This window comes from Pseudomonas sp. MF6751, assembly GCF_016613265.1.
GTDB lineage: Bacteria > Pseudomonadota > Gammaproteobacteria > Pseudomonadales > Pseudomonadaceae > Aquipseudomonas > Aquipseudomonas fluorescens_BV.
Genome location: NZ_JAENSV010000006.1, coordinates 211,633 through 225,799 on the forward strand (window position 1 = coordinate 211,633; position 14,167 = coordinate 225,799).

Consider the following 14,167-nt stretch of genomic DNA (forward strand, 5'->3'; position numbering starts at 1 on the left):
CCGCCTTGTAAAGAGTCCCCGCGATGACGCCTCTAGATGCCAAGCGCCCGCTGCAGCTCAATGCTCAGGGCCAGTTGCAACACTTCTTGTCCCTCGACGGTTTGCCCCGCGAGTTGCTCACCGAGATCCTCGACACCGCCGACTCGTTCCTGGAAGTCGGTGGCCGGGCAGTGAAGAAAGTCCCGCTGTTGCGCGGTAAAACCATCTGCAACGTGTTCTTCGAGAACTCCACCCGCACCCGCACCACCTTTGAACTGGCGGCCCAGCGGCTGTCGGCCGATGTGATCACGTTGAACGTGTCCACCTCGTCGGCGAGCAAGGGCGAAACCCTGCTCGATACCCTGCGCAACCTGGAAGCCATGGCAGCCGACATGTTCGTGGTACGCCACGGCGACTCCGGCGCTGCGCATTTCATCGCCGAGCATGTGTGCCCGAACGTGGCGATCATCAATGGCGGCGACGGCCGTCACGCGCACCCGACCCAGGGCATGCTCGACATGCTCACCATTCGTCGGCACAAGGGCAGCTTTGAAAACCTCTCGGTAGCCATCGTCGGCGACATCCTGCATTCGCGGGTGGCGCGTTCGAACATGCTGGCTCTCAAGGCCCTGGGTTGCCCGGATATCCGCGTGATCGCGCCCAAGACCCTGTTGCCAATCGGCATCGAACAGTATGGCGTGAAGGTCTACACCGACATGGCCGAGGGCCTCAAGGATGTGGACGTAGTGATCATGCTGCGCCTGCAACGCGAGCGCATGGCCGGGGGCTTGTTGCCCAGCGAAGGTGAGTTCTACCGCCTGTTCGGCCTGACCACCGCACGCCTGGCCATGGCCAAGCCGGATGCAATCGTGATGCACCCGGGGCCGATCAACCGCGGCGTGGAAATTGAGTCGGCGGTGGCCGATGGCCCGCAGTCGGTGATTCTCAACCAAGTGACCTACGGCATCGCCGTGCGCATGGCCGTGCTGTCCATGGCCATGAGCGGGCAAACCGCGCAACGTCAATTCGAGCAGGAGCAGGCCCAGTGAAGCTCAGCATTCTCGGCGCCCGAGTCATCGACCCGGCCAGTGGCCTGGACCAAGTTACCGATCTACACCTGGACGCCGGCAAGATCGTCGCCATGGGCGCCGCCCCCGCAGGCTTCAACGCCGGCCAGAGCATCGATGCCAAGGGCCTGGTGGCCGCGCCTGGGCTGGTGGACCTGAATGTCGCACTGCGTGAACCGGGCTACAGCCGCAAAGGCAATATCGCCAGCGAAACCCAGGCCGCGGCAGCCGGTGGCGTGACCAGCCTGTGTTGCCCGCCCAACACCAAGCCGGTGCTGGACACGTCGGCCGTGACCGAGCTGATCCTCGACCGCGCCCGCGAAGCCGGCAACTGCAAAGTGTTTCCCATTGGTGCCTTGAGCAAGGGCCTGGATGGCGAACAACTCGCCGAATTGATCGCTCTGCGTGACGCCGGTTGCGTGGCCTTCGGCAACGGCCTGGAAAGCTTTCGCAGCACGCGCACCTTGTGCCGCGCCCTGGAATACGCGGCCACCTTCGACTTGACGGTGATCTTCCATTCCCAGGATCGCGACCTGGCCGAAGGCGGCCTGGCCCACGAAGGCGCAGTGGCCAGCTTCCTCGGCCTGCCGGGCATTCCGGAAACAGCAGAAACCGTGGCTCTCGCTCGTGACCTGTTGCTGGTGGAACAAAGCGGCGTGCGTGCGCATTTCAGCCAGTTGACCAGCGCCCGGGGCGTGGCTCTGATCGCCCAGGCCCAGGCCCGCGGCTTGCGGGTCACCGCGGATGTCGCCCTGTACCAATTGATCCTGACGGATGAGGCGCTGATCGACTTCTCCAGCCTGTACCACGTACAGCCCCCGCTGCGCACCAAGGCTGACCTTGACGGTTTGCGTGCGGCGGTGAAGTCGGGTGTGGTGTCGGCGATTTCCAGCCATCACCAACCTCACGAGCGAGACGCCAAGCTGGCACCGTTTGGCGCGACCGAGCCAGGCATCAGCAGCGTGGAGTTGTTGTTGCCACTGGCGATGACGCTGGTGGAAGACGGCTTGCTGGACCTGCCGACACTGCTGGCACGCCTGAGCGCCGGCCCGGCCGAGGCCCTGCGCTTGCCGGCGGGCCAGTTGGCGGTGGGTTCACCGGCGGACCTGGTGCTGTTCGACCTGGCAAGCTCGACGGTGGCTGGTGAGCGTTGGTTGTCCAAGGGCGAAAACTGCCCGTTCATCGGCCACAGCCTGCCGGCGACGGTGCGGTATACCTTGATGGATGGGCGGATCAGCTACCAGGCTTGATAGCTCGCCGATCTAATGTGGTTACGGTCAATGTGGGAGCTGGCTTGCCTGCGATAGCATCACCTCGGTCTACCTGATACACCGAGGTGCCTGCATCGCAGGCAAGCCAGCTCCCACATTGCGCTAAAGTGCTCAGCGCCCGCTGTTGCGCTCGGCATTGCGGATCGAGATCTGCGTGTTCAGCGTCCAGAAGTCATACAGCACCCCGATCAGGAACAAACCGCCGGTCAGCAGGTAGATCAGGCCGGTGATCCATTTGCCCTGGTACATACGGTGCACACCAAACACCCCCAGGAACGCCAACAGAATCCACGCGACGCTGTATTCAATCGGCCCAGCGGTAAACCGCAGGTCGGCTTCACGGTCCATGGCCGGGATCAGGAACAAGTCGATCAACCAGCCAATGCCGAACAAGCCGAAGGTGAAAAACCAGATCGTGCCCGTCACAGGCTTGCCGTAATAAAAGCGATGAGCCCCGGTAAAACCGAAAATCCACAGCAGGTAACCAATCGCCTTGCTGTGGGTGTCTTGCTGCTGAGCAACCTGTTGATAGGTGTTCATGAAGGACCTCTTTTGCTTCGATAGATAAATTTTTTCATTTTCTTTGTGACTTTTTTACGGGCGCCCGACGTACGGCAAATGGTATCGTTCTGCCCTCAAAGCCTTGTAGCGCCTGACTTGTGTAGGACAATTGCGGCGAATCGTCGCGTTTTTCCTGAATTTGACCCCAAGGTTCAGTCGACAAACGGGCTGAGAACAGCACAAAAAGCTGTTATAAAGTTGCGCGCAAACCCATAAGAGCCACGCCTAATGCGACCATTTTTCAAGACATGGCTAACCATTTGCCTATTAATGCCACTGGCCGCCCACGCCACCAATCGTGAGCAACGACTTCCGAACGTTAACGGTTTCACCCCTAAAGTCCATAGCACGCCCAGCACTGCCAAATCGGCAAAGCCGACCGTCAGCCGCCCGACTCAACTGAGCAAGGCCCACGGCAAAGCGCTTTCCACCCAGTTGGCCGTGAACACCAAGCAAAGCAGCAACGTCTTGAGTCGTGCCGTCAACGTGCTCGGTACACCTTATCGTTGGGGCGGCAGCAGCCCAAGTAAAGGGTTCGACTGCAGCGGCCTGGTGAAATATGCATTTAACGATGTAAAAGCGGTGGACCTGCCACGCACTTCCAACGCCATGGCGGCCGGCCATGGGTTGAAGGTTGACCGCAAAGACCTGAAACCGGGCGACCTGTTGTTTTTCAAACTCAAGAGCCGCCAGGTCAATCACGTTGCCATCTACTTGGGCAACGACCGCTTTATCCACGCACCGCGCCGTGGCAAGTCGGTGAGCATCGACACACTGAAAAAGCCGTTCTGGGACAAGAACTACGTGATTGCCAAGCGGGTACTGCCTAAAGAGCAGAACAACAACCTGCGAATCGTGCAGCGCTAAGCCTGGCGCCACTGAAGCTCCCCATTTGAAATGCAATCAAATGTGGGAGCTGGCTTGCCTGCGATGACGGTGTGTCAGTTGGCAGAGAGAGTGCCTGACAGTCCGCTATCGCAGGGAAGCCAGCTCCCACATTGTGTATCTGTCTGTTCTAGATATCTGCCGGCACCCTCGCCTTCTCCCGGGCCTCTTCCCGACTGACCAGCCCCGCGCCGACCAACGCCTTCAAACTCATATCCAGGGTCTTCATCCCCAACGCCCCTCCCGTCTGGATAGCCGAAACCATCTGCGCCACCTTGTCTTCGCGAATCAAATTACGAATCGCCGGGGTGCCCAGCATGATTTCATGGGCGGCCACGCGCCCACCGCCCACCTTCTTCACCAGCACCTGAGACACCACCGCCTGCAACGACTCCGACAGCATCGAGCGGACCATGGCCTTCTCCCCGGCCGGGAAGACGTCTACCAGCCGGTCCACTGTCTTTGCCGCCGACGAGGTGTGCAGGGTGCCGAACACCAGGTGTCCGGTCTCTGCCGCCGTCAGCGCAAGGCGGATGGTTTCCAGATCGCGCAATTCACCCACCAGGATCACATCCGGGTCTTCCCGCAGGGCTGAACGCAGGGCCACCGAGAAACTGTGGGTGTCGCGATGCACCTGGCGCTGGTTGACCAGCGCCAGTTTCGGCCTGTGGATAAACTCGATGGGGTCTTCCAGCGTGAGGATATGCTGGCGTCGATGCCGGTTGAGGTCGTCGATCATCGCCGCCAGGGTCGTGGACTTGCCCGAGCCGGTGGGCCCGGTCACCAGCACCAGGCCGCGAGGAAGGCGGGCGATACGCTGGAACACCTCGCCCAGTCCCAGGTCCTCCAGGCTTTGGACCTCCGTCGCAATAGCCCGGAACACCGCACCCACGCCGCGATCCTGGCGGAACACGTTCGCCCGGAACCGGGCGACGCCTGGCAATTCGAAGGCAAAATCCGTTTCAAGAGATGTTTCGAAATCCTTTTGTTGATGTTTATTCAGCAAAGGGCTCAATAAGTCGACCACTTGGGTAGCGTTCAGCGCTGGCCCATCCAGCGGCCAAACCTCGCCATCAATGCGCAGCATCGGTGCCAGGCCGGCTGACAGATGCAGGTCTGAGGCGCCTCGGCTTACGCTGGCCGTCAGCAATTGCGTGATATCCATAGGGCTTTCCATTTCCAGTAGAATGCCGCGGACTCCATATCCACGGGCGTATCTTGAATGTCGACGATAGCAGACAACATCGGCCTGGTTAGCCAGCGCATCCGCGCCGCAGCCGACGCCGTGCAACGTGACGCAAGCAGCATCCACCTGCTGGCCGTGAGCAAGACCAAACCCGCGCAGGCGGTACGCGAAGCCTATGCCGCCGGGCTGCACGACTTTGGGGAAAACTACCTGCAGGAAGCCTTGGGCAAACAGGCGGATTTGACCGACCTGCCCTTGAGTTGGCACTTCATCGGCCCCATTCAATCGAACAAGACTCGCGCTATCGCCGAGCACTTCGCTTGGGTGCATTCCGTGGACCGCCTGAAAATCGCACAACGCCTGTCCGAACAACGCCCGGCCGACCTGCCGCCGCTCAATATCTGCATTCAGGTCAATGTCAGTGGCGAAGCCAGCAAGTCCGGCTGTACACCCGCCGACCTGCCGGCCCTGGCCACGGCGATCAGCGCCCTGCCGCGCTTGAAGCTGCGGGGTTTGATGGCAATTCCCGAGCCGACTGAAGACCGGGCGGAGCAGGATGCGGCGTTTGCCACGGTGCGCGACCTGCAAGCCAGCCTGAACCTGCCGCTGGACACACTTTCCATGGGCATGAGCCATGACCTTGAGTCGGCCATTGCCCAAGGCGCCACCTGGGTGCGGATCGGTACCGCCCTGTTTGGCGCCCGCGACTACGGCCAGCCGTGAAATGGCTGACATCCCTCGAAAATAAGGACCTGTCATGAGCAACACGCGTATTGCCTTTATCGGCGCCGGTAACATGGCGGCCAGCCTGATCGGTGGCCTGCGGGCCAAGGGCCTGGACGCCGAGCAGATCCGCGCCAGCGACCCGGGCGCCGAGACCCGCGAGCGCGTCAGCGCCGAACACGGCATCCAGACCTTCGCCGATAACGCCGAGGCCATCCACGGCGTCGATGTGATCGTGCTGGCGGTCAAGCCCCAGGCCATGAAGGCCGTGTGCGAGAGCCTGCGCCCGAGCCTGCAACCTCACCAACTGGTGGTGTCGATTGCCGCTGGCATCACCTGCGCCAGCATGACCAACTGGCTCGGCGCCCAGCCCATCGTGCGCTGCATGCCCAACACCCCGGCGCTGCTGCGCCAGGGCGTCAGCGGTTTGTATGCCACTGGCGAAGTCACCGCGCAGCAACGTGACCAGGCCCAGGAACTGCTGTCTGCGGTGGGCATCGCCGTGTGGCTCGAGCAGGAACAGCAACTGGACGCGGTCACCGCCGTCTCCGGCAGTGGCCCGGCCTATTTCTTCCTGTTGATCGAGGCCATGACGGCCGCCGGCGTCAAGCTGGGCCTGCCCCACGACGTGGCCGAGCAACTGGCGGAACAAACCGCCCTGGGCGCCGCGAAAATGGCGGTCGGCAGCGAGGTGGATGCCGCCGAACTGCGCCGTCGCGTCACCTCGCCAGGTGGTACCACACAAGCGGCTATCGAGTCGTTCCAGGCCGGGGGTTTTGAAGCCCTGGTGGAAACAGCACTGGGTGCCGCCGCACATCGTTCAGCCGAGATGGCTGAGCAACTGGGCAAATAGTCGTCCCTTACCAAGGTAATCAAACATGCTCGGAATCAATGACGCTGCCATTTTCATCATCCAGACCCTGGGCAGCCTGTACCTGCTGATCGTGCTGATGCGCTTTATCCTGCAACTGGTGCGTGCGAACTTCTACAACCCGCTGTGCCAATTCGTGGTGAAGGCCACCCAACCGCTGCTCAAGCCGCTGCGCCGGGTGATCCCAAGCCTGTTCGGCCTGGACATGTCGTCGCTGGTGCTGGCGCTGTTGCTGCAGATTTTGCTGTTCGTGGTGATCCTGATGCTCAATGGCTACCAGGCCTTCACCGTGCTGCTGTTGCCATGGGGCCTGATCGGTATTTTCTCGCTGTTCCTGAAGATCATTTTCTGGTCGATGATCATTAGCGTGATCCTCTCGTGGGTCGCACCCGGCAGCCGTAGCCCGGGTGCCGAGTTGGTCTCTCAGATCACCGAGCCGGTGCTGGCGCCGTTCCGTCGCCTGATCCCGAACCTGGGTGGCCTGGATATCTCGCCGATCTTCGCGTTTATCGTGATTCAGCTGCTGCAGAGCTGGGTGATTCCACGCCTGGCGTACTTTGCCTACATGCCAAAAGAGTTGTTTGGCCTGATCTGAATGCCGTAGCCCCTATGGGAGCTGGCTTGTGTGGGAGCTGGCTTGCCTGCGATAGCATCACCTCGGAGTGTCTGAAAAACCGCGGTGCCTGCATCGCGGGCAAGCCCGGCTCCCACAGAAACCCTTCCCGTATTTTGTATCTGCGTAAGGGTGCAGGCCTTTGCTTGCCGCTAGGGTCCCCGCTCTTTAGACTTACGCCTCATTTAAACGAGAGCAGGGTCGATGCCAGCTGCCTTCCCCCCCGATTCTGTTGGACTGGTCGTGCCACAAGTGGCGCACTTCAGCGAACCGCTGGCCCTGGCCTGCGGCCGTTCGTTGCCAGCCTACGACCTGATCTACGAAACCTATGGCCAGTTGAACGCCACGGCGAGCAACGCCGTGCTGATCTGCCATGCCTTATCCGGCCATCATCACGCCGCCGGCTTCCATAGCGTTGACGACCGCAAGCCCGGCTGGTGGGACAGTTGCATCGGCCCCGGCAAGCCCATCGACACCAACAAGTTCTTTGTGGTCAGCCTGAACAACCTTGGCGGCTGCAACGGTTCCACCGGCCCCAGCAGCCTCAACCCGGAAACCGGCAAGCCGTTCGGCGCCGACTTCCCGGTGCTGACGGTAGAGGACTGGGTGCACAGCCAGGCACGCCTCGCCGACCTGTTGGGCATCAGCCAGTGGGCCGCCGTGATTGGCGGCAGCCTGGGCGGTATGCAGGCGCTGCAATGGACCATCACTTACCCGGACCGTGTGCGCCATTGCCTGGCTATCGCCTCGGCGCCCAAGTTGTCAGCGCAGAACATCGCCTTCAACGAAGTGGCGCGCCAGGCAATCCTCACCGACCCCGAGTTTCACGGCGGTTCGTTCCAGGAAGCCGGAGTGATCCCCAAGCGTGGCTTGATGCTGGCGCGGATGGTCGGCCACATTACCTACCTGTCCGATGACTCCATGGGCGAGAAATTCGGCCGTGGCCTCAAGAGCGAGAAGCTCAACTACGACTTCCACAGCGTCGAGTTCCAGGTGGAAAGCTACCTGCGTTACCAGGGCGAGGAGTTCTCGGGGCGTTTCGACGCCAATACCTACCTGCTGATGACCAAGGCCCTGGACTACTTCGACCCGGCCGCCAATCACGATGACGACCTGGCGAAAACCTTCGAGCACGCCACGGCCAAGTTCTGCGTGATGTCGTTCACCACCGACTGGCGCTTTTCGCCAGCGCGCTCCCGTGAGCTGGTGGATGCCCTGATGGCCGCCAAGAAAGACGTCTGCTACCTGGAGATCGATGCACCGCAAGGCCACGACGCCTTCCTGATTCCGATCCCACGCTACCTGCAGGCGTTCAGTAACTACATGAACCGTATTTCGCTTGTGAGAACGCCATGAGAGCCGACCTGGAAATCATCCAAGACTGGATCCCCGCCGGCAGCCGCGTGCTCGACCTGGGCTGCGGCGACGGCGAACTGCTGAGCTGGCTGCGCGACCACAAGCAAGTCACCGGCTACGGCCTGGAAAACGACCCGGACAACATCGCCCAATGCGTGGCCAAGGGCATCAACGTGATCGAGCAGGACCTGGACAAGGGCCTGGGCAACTTTGCCAGCAACAGCTTCGATATCGTGGTGATGACCCAAGCCCTGCAAGCGGTGCACTACCCGGACCGCATCCTCGACGAAATGCTGCGCGTGGGCCGCCAATGCATCATCACCTTCCCCAACTTTGGCCACTGGCGCTGCCGCTGGTACCTGGCCACCAAGGGGCGCATGCCGGTCTCCGACTTCCTCCCGTATACCTGGTACAACACGCCGAACATCCACTTTTGCACCTTCGAAGACTTCGAAGCCCTGTGTGGCGAGCGTGAAGCCAAGGTGATCAACCGCCTTGCCGTCGATCAACAGCACCGCCACGGTTGGGCGAGTAAGCTATGGCCCAACCTGTTGGGCGAAATTGGTATCTACCGGGTCAGCAGTCCTGGCCTGACCGACCACAAAGTTGCCGTCTAATCATCTTCAAGAGGGACGTTCATGAGTCGTTTGGCTATTTTTCTATTGACCGCATGCCTGGGCGCCAGCGCCATGGCCGCCGACACTATCGACGCTAATCGCAAAAAAGACTTTGGCGATATCACCGTTCATTACAACACCTTCACTTCAAGCTTCCTGCCACCCGAGACCGCCCAGAAAGTCGGCGTGGTGCGCAGCAAGGAGAAGGGATTGATCAACGTGACCGTGATCAAGGGCGTAAGCCCAGTGGCCGCGCAAGTCACCGGCACTATCAAGGACCTGGGCGGCAAAAGCGAGATCCTGACGTTCAAGCAGATCGAAGAAAAAGGCGGCATCAGCTACCTCGCGCCCTACACCGTGACGCAACGGGAATACAAGACCTTCACCATCAACGTTGAAACCGGCGGCAAGGCCCACGGCTTCCAATTCAACCAAGAACTGTTCCCGGCCCAATGATGAACCTCACCCAACTCGTACTCGCCAGCCATAACGCCGGCAAACTCAAAGAACTGCAGGCCATGCTCGGCGAGTCTGTGCAACTGCGTTCGATCGGCGAGTTCAGCCAGGTCGAACCGGAAGAGACCGGCCTGTCGTTCGTCGAGAATGCCATCCTCAAGGCCCGCAATGCTGCGCGTATCTCTGGCCTGCCGGCCCTGGCGGATGATTCGGGCCTGGCCGTGGATTTCCTCGGCGGCGCCCCTGGTATCTACTCGGCCCGTTACGCCGACGGCCGGGGCGACGCAGCCAACAACGCCAAGCTGCTCGACGCCCTCAAGGACGTGCCGGAGGCCGAGCGTGGTGCGCAGTTCGTTTGCGTATTGGCCCTGGTGCGGCATGCCGACGACCCGCTGCCGATCCTGTGTGAAGGCTTGTGGCACGGGCGCATCCTGCACGCGGCCAGCGGTGAACATGGCTTTGGCTATGACCCGCTGTTCTGGGTGCCGGAGCGCAATGTCTCCAGCGCCGAACTGAGCCCGGCCGACAAAAATCAGATCAGCCACCGCGCCCGCGCCATGGCGTTGCTGCGCCAGCGCCTGGGCTTGAAATGACCCAGAACACCTCTGCGCAGCCGCTGATCCACGGTGGCGCGCAAACACCACGGGCGGCCCTGCCCCATCTGCCGCCCCTGGCGCTGTATATCCACATCCCGTGGTGCGTGCGCAAATGCCCGTATTGCGACTTCAACTCCCACACCGCGAGCAAAGTGCTGCCGGAAGAAGAGTATGTGGATGCCCTGCTGGCCGACCTGGACCAAGACCTGCACGCCGTATATGGCCGTAAGCTAAGTTCGATCTTCTTTGGCGGCGGCACGCCCAGCCTGTTCAGCGCGGCTGCACTGGGCCGCCTGCTCAAGGGCGTTCAAGCGCGTATCCCGTTTGCTGACGATATCGAGATCACCCTGGAAGCCAACCCCGGGACGTTCGAACAAGAGAAGTTCGTGGCGTACCGCAAACTGGGGATCAATCGCCTGTCCATCGGCATCCAGAGCTTCCAGCAAGAGAAGCTTGAAGCCCTGGGCCGCATCCACAATGGCGATGAAGCCGTGCGCGCAGCCGGCATGGCGCGCCAGGCCGGGTTCGACAACTTCAACCTGGACTTGATGCACGGCCTGCCCAACCAGTCCCTGGAGGACGCCTTGGGCGACCTGCGCCAGGCCATTGCACTCAAGCCGACGCACCTGTCCTGGTACCAACTGACCCTGGAACCCAACACCGTGTTCTGGAACCAGCCACCCGCGTTGCCGGAAGACGACACGCTGTGGGATATCCAGGAAGCCGGCCAGGCACTGCTCGCCGAACACGGTTACGCACAATATGAAGTCTCGGCCTACGCCCAACCGGGGCGGCCGGCGCGGCATAACCTCAATTACTGGAGCTTTGGCGACTTTATCGGCATCGGCGCCGGGGCCCACGGCAAGCTCAGCCACCCGGACGGGCGCATTATCCGCACCTGGAAAACCCGTGCACCAAAGGACTACCTCAACCCGGCCAAAAGCTTCCAGGCCGGCGCGAAAGAACTGACCAACGATGAACTGCCGTTCGAGTTTCTGATGAACGCGCTGCGCCTCACCGAAGGGGTTGATGCCAAGCTCTACGCCGAGCGCACCGGCCTCGATCTGGCGAGCCTCGATGAAGGCCGCCGCGACGCAGAACAAAGTGGATTAATGCAGGTCGAACCGTCACGCCTGGCGGCCACCGACCGCGGGCAACTCTTTCTCAATGACCTGTTGCAGAAGTTTTTGAGCTGATAGCTCTTAAGGAAATCGAATGGATCTGGTACTCGACCTGCTCGCCACCGTATCCCGCTGGAGCCGTAGCAACCTGTCGGAAATCTCGTTGGCCCTTGTGGGCTGTTTGCTGGTGCTGTTCGGCGCCGACATCAAGGGCTGGGTGGAAGCACGCCTGGGCAACATTGCCGGCGCCTTGCGCGTACCCTTGATGGCCCTGCTGTGCCTGATCGGCAGCGGCGCGGCGTTGATCTATGCCACGCCGTGGATTGTGCGGGGGTTGAGCCAGTTCAATAACTACAGCCTGGCGCCGGTGTTGATCGTGGTGCTGGTGTTGATTGGCGTGGTAGCAGACCGCCGCTGATCCAGCAGGCACTACAAAACACATGTGGGAGCTGGCTTGCCTGCGATACAGACACCTCGGTGTATCAGTGATACCGAGGTGATGCTATCGCAGGCAAGCCAGTTCCCACATTTGATTGCGTTTCAAGCTGATGACTGTTTAAGCCAGCTTCTCGAATTTCAAATCCCACACCCCATGCCCCAATCGCTCGCCACGGCGTTCGAACTTGGTGATCGGCCGCTCGGCCGGGCGTGGCACGCATTTGCCGTCTTCGGCCAGGTTGCGGTAGCCGGGGGCGACGTTCATCACTTCCAGCATGTATTCCGCGTACGGTTCCCAGTCGGTGGCCATGTGCAGGATGCCGCCCACTTTCAGTTTGCTGCGCACCAGCTCCGCGAAGGACGCCTGGACGATACGGCGCTTGTGGTGACGGGCCTTGTGCCATGGGTCAGGGAAGAACAGCATCAGGCGGTCGAGGCTGTTGTCGGCGATGCAGCGGTTGAGCACTTCAATCGCATCGCAGTCGTAGACCCGCAGGTTTTTCAGGCCTTGGGTCAGCACACCGTTGAGCAGTGCGCCGACGCCTGGGCGGTGCACTTCCACACCGATGAAATCCTGCTCCGGCGCGGCTGCGGCCATTTCCAGCAGGGAATGGCCCATGCCGAAACCGATTTCCAGGGAGCGTGGGGCCGAACGGCCGAACACTTGGTCATAGTCCACCGGCGCGTCGGCCAGGGGCAACACGAACAGCGGCGTGCCCTGTTCCAGGCCCTTTTGTTGGCCTTCGGTCATGCGGCCGGCGCGCATCACAAAACTCTTGATGCGGCGGTGCTTGGACTCGTCGCCTTCTTCCACGGTGTTCGGCGTTTCGTTTGATTCAGTCATCAATAGCTCTTACTTGATCAGACCATCCAGCGGCGAAGAGGCGCTGGCATAGAGTTTTTTCGGCATGCGCCCGGCGAGGTAGGCCAGGCGGCCCGCGACGATGGCGTGGTTCATGGCTTGGGCCATCATGATTGGTTGCTGGGCATGGGCAATGGCCGAGTTCATCAGTACGGCGTCGCAGCCCAGTTCCATGGCGATGGTCGCGTCGGAGGCTGTGCCCACACCCGCATCCACCAGTACCGGAATCCTGGCTTCTTCGAGGATGATCTGCAGGTTATAGGGATTGCAGATCCCCAGGCCGGAACCGATCAGACCGGCCAGCGGCATCACCGCGATGCAGCCGATTTCTGCCAGTTGGCGCGCGATGATCGGGTCATCGCTGGTGTAGACCATCACGTCGAAACCTTCCTTGACCAGGGTTTCGGCGGCCTTGAGGGTTTCGATCACATTGGGGAACAGGGTTTTCTGGTCGGCCAGCACTTCCAGCTTCACCAGGTTGTGGCCGTCGAGCAGCTCACGGGCCAGGCGGCAGGTGCGCACGGCTTCGATGGCGTCGTAGCAGCCCGCGGTGTTTGGCAGAAAGGTGTAGCGCTCCGGCGACAGCACTTCGAGCAGGTTCGGTTCGCCCTCGATCTGGCCGAGGTTGGTGCGGCGCACGGCGAAGGTGACGATCTCGGCACCCGAGGCTTCGATGGCCAGGCGGGTTTCTTCCATGTCGCGGTACTTGCCGGTGCCGACCAGCAGACGGGACTGGTAGGTACGACCGGCCAGGACGAAAGGCTTGTCGCTACGAACGATGCTCATGGGAAATCCTCTGGTTGGATGAGGTTCTGCAGAATGCGTTGCGGCCGTGGCGGGCTAGCCGCCGCCGATGGCGTGGACCACTTCGATCTGGTCACCTTCGGTGAGCGCAGTCTCGGCGTGCTGGCTACGCGGGACGATATTCAGGTTGAGCTCCACTGCGACGCGACGCCCGGTCAGCTCCAGACGGGTCAGCAGGGCCGCAACGGTTTCGCCGTCGGGCAGTTCAAAGGGTTCACCGTTCAACTGAATGCGCATGCCACGGGCCGCCATCGTTTTTAGGGGCCCGCATTCTAGCGCGATTGGAACCTGAAGGTCAGCTCCAAGCGTCAAGCGGTCAAAGCTGCAAACGCCACGCCGCCAGGCCCAGGAAGAACCAGCCGAGCAGGAACGCCAGCCCGCCAAACGGCGTGATGATCCCCAGTTTACTGATGCCGGTCATCGTCAACACATACAGGCTGCCCGAGAACAGCAAGATGCCGACAGTGAACGAAATACCCGCCCAAGTGACCAGTCGGCCCGGAATATGCGCCGCCAGCAAGGCCACGCCGAACAGTGCCAGGGCATGCACCAACTGGTAGGTCACACCGGTATGGAAGATCGCCAGGTAGTCGGAGCTCAGGCGGTTTTTCAGGCCGTGGGCGGCGAACGCGCCCAGGGCGACACCGGTAAAGCCGAAAAAGGCAGCCAGCATCAGAAAGCTACGCAGCATGGGGAACTCCAGTCAGACTCATCGGGCAGGGTCTGTATAATGGCCCGCTCAACGGGTTCGGCCAAGCCAT

The 14,167-nt window shown here is 61.4% G+C and carries 18 protein-coding genes; 12 read left to right on the top strand and 6 right to left on the bottom strand.

What is annotated here, in order from left to right:
- Positions 1 to 23: 23 nt before the first annotated feature.
- Together JJD66_RS08205 and JJD66_RS08210 are read left to right on the top strand one after the other, a co-directional pair.
- Positions 24 to 1,028: an aspartate carbamoyltransferase catalytic subunit gene (locus JJD66_RS08205; RefSeq protein WP_034128938.1), complete on the top strand. Its 1,005-nt coding sequence runs from the start codon at positions 24 to 26 to the stop codon at positions 1,026 to 1,028.
- Positions 1,025 to 2,296, top strand: a complete 1,272-nt coding sequence (locus tag JJD66_RS08210) for a dihydroorotase (RefSeq protein ID WP_200647942.1) — start codon at positions 1,025 to 1,027, stop codon at positions 2,294 to 2,296. Before JJD66_RS08205 ends, JJD66_RS08210 begins: the two co-directional genes overlap by 4 nt.
- A 132-nt stretch (positions 2,297 to 2,428) precedes the next feature.
- Here the strand turns inward: JJD66_RS08210 and JJD66_RS08215 are convergent, their stop codons facing one another.
- Positions 2,429 to 2,857 carry an NINE protein gene (locus JJD66_RS08215; RefSeq protein ID WP_054897575.1) on the bottom strand — a complete coding sequence of 143 codons (429 nt, stop codon included), beginning with the start codon at positions 2,855 to 2,857 and terminating at the stop codon, positions 2,429 to 2,431.
- Positions 2,858 to 3,106: 249 nt separating this feature from the next.
- Between JJD66_RS08215 and JJD66_RS08220 the strand changes: the two genes are divergently transcribed.
- On the top strand, positions 3,107 to 3,745 hold the full coding sequence (locus JJD66_RS08220; protein ID WP_034128941.1) for a C40 family peptidase: 639 nt from the start codon (positions 3,107 to 3,109) through the stop codon (positions 3,743 to 3,745).
- Between the two features lie 148 nt (positions 3,746 to 3,893).
- Here the strand turns inward: JJD66_RS08220 and JJD66_RS08225 are convergent, their stop codons facing one another.
- The gene (locus JJD66_RS08225; protein ID WP_054897576.1) at positions 3,894 to 4,928 is read right to left on the bottom strand and encodes a type IV pilus twitching motility protein PilT; all 1,035 of its coding nucleotides are present in this window, start codon (positions 4,926 to 4,928) and stop codon (positions 3,894 to 3,896) included.
- Between the two features lie 57 nt (positions 4,929 to 4,985).
- Here JJD66_RS08225 and JJD66_RS08230 point away from each other — a divergent pair, with 57 nt between their 5' ends.
- The 9 genes from JJD66_RS08230 (at position 4,986) to JJD66_RS08270 (ending at position 11,720) form a co-directional block, all read left to right on the top strand.
- Positions 4,986 to 5,672, top strand: a complete 687-nt coding sequence (locus JJD66_RS08230; protein WP_073525983.1) for a YggS family pyridoxal phosphate-dependent enzyme — start codon at positions 4,986 to 4,988, stop codon at positions 5,670 to 5,672.
- A 34-nt stretch (positions 5,673 to 5,706) separates the two neighbouring features.
- On the top strand, positions 5,707 to 6,525 hold the full coding sequence (gene proC, locus JJD66_RS08235) for a pyrroline-5-carboxylate reductase (RefSeq protein WP_032902278.1): 819 nt from the start codon (positions 5,707 to 5,709) through the stop codon (positions 6,523 to 6,525).
- A 25-nt stretch (positions 6,526 to 6,550) separates the two neighbouring features.
- Positions 6,551 to 7,138: a YggT family protein gene (locus tag JJD66_RS08240; RefSeq protein ID WP_105228854.1), complete on the top strand. Its 588-nt coding sequence runs from the start codon at positions 6,551 to 6,553 to the stop codon at positions 7,136 to 7,138.
- A gap of 222 nt (positions 7,139 to 7,360) precedes the next feature.
- Complete coding sequence (gene metX / locus JJD66_RS08245; RefSeq protein WP_034128945.1) at positions 7,361 to 8,512, top strand: homoserine O-succinyltransferase MetX; 1,152 nt, start codon at positions 7,361 to 7,363, stop codon at positions 8,510 to 8,512.
- Positions 8,509 to 9,129, top strand: a complete 621-nt coding sequence (metW, locus tag JJD66_RS08250; RefSeq protein ID WP_003195091.1) for a methionine biosynthesis protein MetW — start codon at positions 8,509 to 8,511, stop codon at positions 9,127 to 9,129. The genes metX and metW overlap by 4 nt, the downstream gene beginning before the upstream one ends.
- A gap of 21 nt (positions 9,130 to 9,150) precedes the next feature.
- Positions 9,151 to 9,585, top strand: coding sequence for a DUF4426 domain-containing protein (locus JJD66_RS08255; protein WP_032894709.1), 435 nt, complete (start codon positions 9,151 to 9,153; stop codon positions 9,583 to 9,585).
- On the top strand, positions 9,582 to 10,178 hold the full coding sequence (rdgB, locus tag JJD66_RS08260) for an RdgB/HAM1 family non-canonical purine NTP pyrophosphatase (protein WP_200647943.1): 597 nt from the start codon (positions 9,582 to 9,584) through the stop codon (positions 10,176 to 10,178). The genes JJD66_RS08255 and rdgB overlap by 4 nt, the downstream gene beginning before the upstream one ends.
- Positions 10,175 to 11,377: a radical SAM family heme chaperone HemW gene (gene hemW / locus JJD66_RS08265; RefSeq protein ID WP_054897580.1), complete on the top strand. Its 1,203-nt coding sequence runs from the start codon at positions 10,175 to 10,177 to the stop codon at positions 11,375 to 11,377. Before rdgB ends, hemW begins: the two co-directional genes overlap by 4 nt.
- 19 nt (positions 11,378 to 11,396) lie before the next feature.
- Positions 11,397 to 11,720 (top strand): DUF3392 domain-containing protein, encoded by a 324-nt coding sequence (locus JJD66_RS08270; protein ID WP_005792278.1) that lies wholly within the window; start codon positions 11,397 to 11,399, stop codon positions 11,718 to 11,720.
- Between the two features lie 138 nt (positions 11,721 to 11,858).
- Here the strand turns inward: JJD66_RS08270 and trmB are convergent, their stop codons facing one another.
- The 4 genes from trmB to JJD66_RS08290 all read right to left on the bottom strand — a co-directional run bounded on the left by trmB (position 11,859) and on the right by JJD66_RS08290 (position 14,097).
- A complete protein-coding gene (trmB, locus tag JJD66_RS08275; protein ID WP_003195101.1) occupies positions 11,859 to 12,584 on the bottom strand; it encodes a tRNA (guanosine(46)-N7)-methyltransferase TrmB in 726 nt (241 codons plus the stop codon).
- A 9-nt stretch (positions 12,585 to 12,593) separates the two neighbouring features.
- A complete protein-coding gene (locus JJD66_RS08280; protein WP_054897581.1) occupies positions 12,594 to 13,388 on the bottom strand; it encodes a thiazole synthase in 795 nt (264 codons plus the stop codon).
- A gap of 54 nt (positions 13,389 to 13,442) precedes the next feature.
- Positions 13,443 to 13,643 carry a sulfur carrier protein ThiS gene (gene thiS / locus JJD66_RS08285; RefSeq protein ID WP_200647944.1) on the bottom strand — a complete coding sequence of 67 codons (201 nt, stop codon included), beginning with the start codon at positions 13,641 to 13,643 and terminating at the stop codon, positions 13,443 to 13,445.
- A 79-nt stretch (positions 13,644 to 13,722) separates the two neighbouring features.
- On the bottom strand, positions 13,723 to 14,097 hold the full coding sequence (locus tag JJD66_RS08290) for a DUF423 domain-containing protein (RefSeq protein WP_057702111.1): 375 nt from the start codon (positions 14,095 to 14,097) through the stop codon (positions 13,723 to 13,725).
- Between the last annotated feature and the right edge of the window lie 70 nt (positions 14,098 to 14,167).

Bases quoted from the DNA above. Each gene is read 5' to 3' on its own strand.
- JJD66_RS08205 (WP_034128938.1), top strand. From the start codon at position 24: ATGACGCCTCTAGATGCCAAGCGCCCGCTGCAGCTCAATGCTCAGGGC.
- JJD66_RS08215 (WP_054897575.1), bottom strand. From the start codon at position 2,857: ATGAACACCTATCAACAGGTTGCTCAGCAGCAAGACACCCACAGCAAG.
- JJD66_RS08220 (WP_034128941.1), top strand. From the start codon at position 3,107: ATGCGACCATTTTTCAAGACATGGCTAACCATTTGCCTATTAATGCCA.
- JJD66_RS08225 (WP_054897576.1), bottom strand. From the start codon at position 4,928: ATGGATATCACGCAATTGCTGACGGCCAGCGTAAGCCGAGGCGCCTCA.
- JJD66_RS08230 (WP_073525983.1), top strand. From the start codon at position 4,986: ATGTCGACGATAGCAGACAACATCGGCCTGGTTAGCCAGCGCATCCGC.
- proC (WP_032902278.1), top strand. From the start codon at position 5,707: ATGAGCAACACGCGTATTGCCTTTATCGGCGCCGGTAACATGGCGGCC.
- JJD66_RS08240 (WP_105228854.1), top strand. From the start codon at position 6,551: ATGCTCGGAATCAATGACGCTGCCATTTTCATCATCCAGACCCTGGGC.
- metX (WP_034128945.1), top strand. From the start codon at position 7,361: ATGCCAGCTGCCTTCCCCCCCGATTCTGTTGGACTGGTCGTGCCACAA.
- metW (WP_003195091.1), top strand. From the start codon at position 8,509: ATGAGAGCCGACCTGGAAATCATCCAAGACTGGATCCCCGCCGGCAGC.
- JJD66_RS08255 (WP_032894709.1), top strand. From the start codon at position 9,151: ATGAGTCGTTTGGCTATTTTTCTATTGACCGCATGCCTGGGCGCCAGC.
- rdgB (WP_200647943.1), top strand. From the start codon at position 9,582: ATGATGAACCTCACCCAACTCGTACTCGCCAGCCATAACGCCGGCAAA.
- hemW (WP_054897580.1), top strand. From the start codon at position 10,175: ATGACCCAGAACACCTCTGCGCAGCCGCTGATCCACGGTGGCGCGCAA.
- JJD66_RS08270 (WP_005792278.1), top strand. From the start codon at position 11,397: ATGGATCTGGTACTCGACCTGCTCGCCACCGTATCCCGCTGGAGCCGT.
- trmB (WP_003195101.1), bottom strand. From the start codon at position 12,584: ATGACTGAATCAAACGAAACGCCGAACACCGTGGAAGAAGGCGACGAG.
- JJD66_RS08280 (WP_054897581.1), bottom strand. From the start codon at position 13,388: ATGAGCATCGTTCGTAGCGACAAGCCTTTCGTCCTGGCCGGTCGTACC.
- thiS (WP_200647944.1), bottom strand. From the start codon at position 13,643: ATGCGCATTCAGTTGAACGGTGAACCCTTTGAACTGCCCGACGGCGAA.
- JJD66_RS08290 (WP_057702111.1), bottom strand. From the start codon at position 14,097: ATGCTGCGTAGCTTTCTGATGCTGGCTGCCTTTTTCGGCTTTACCGGT.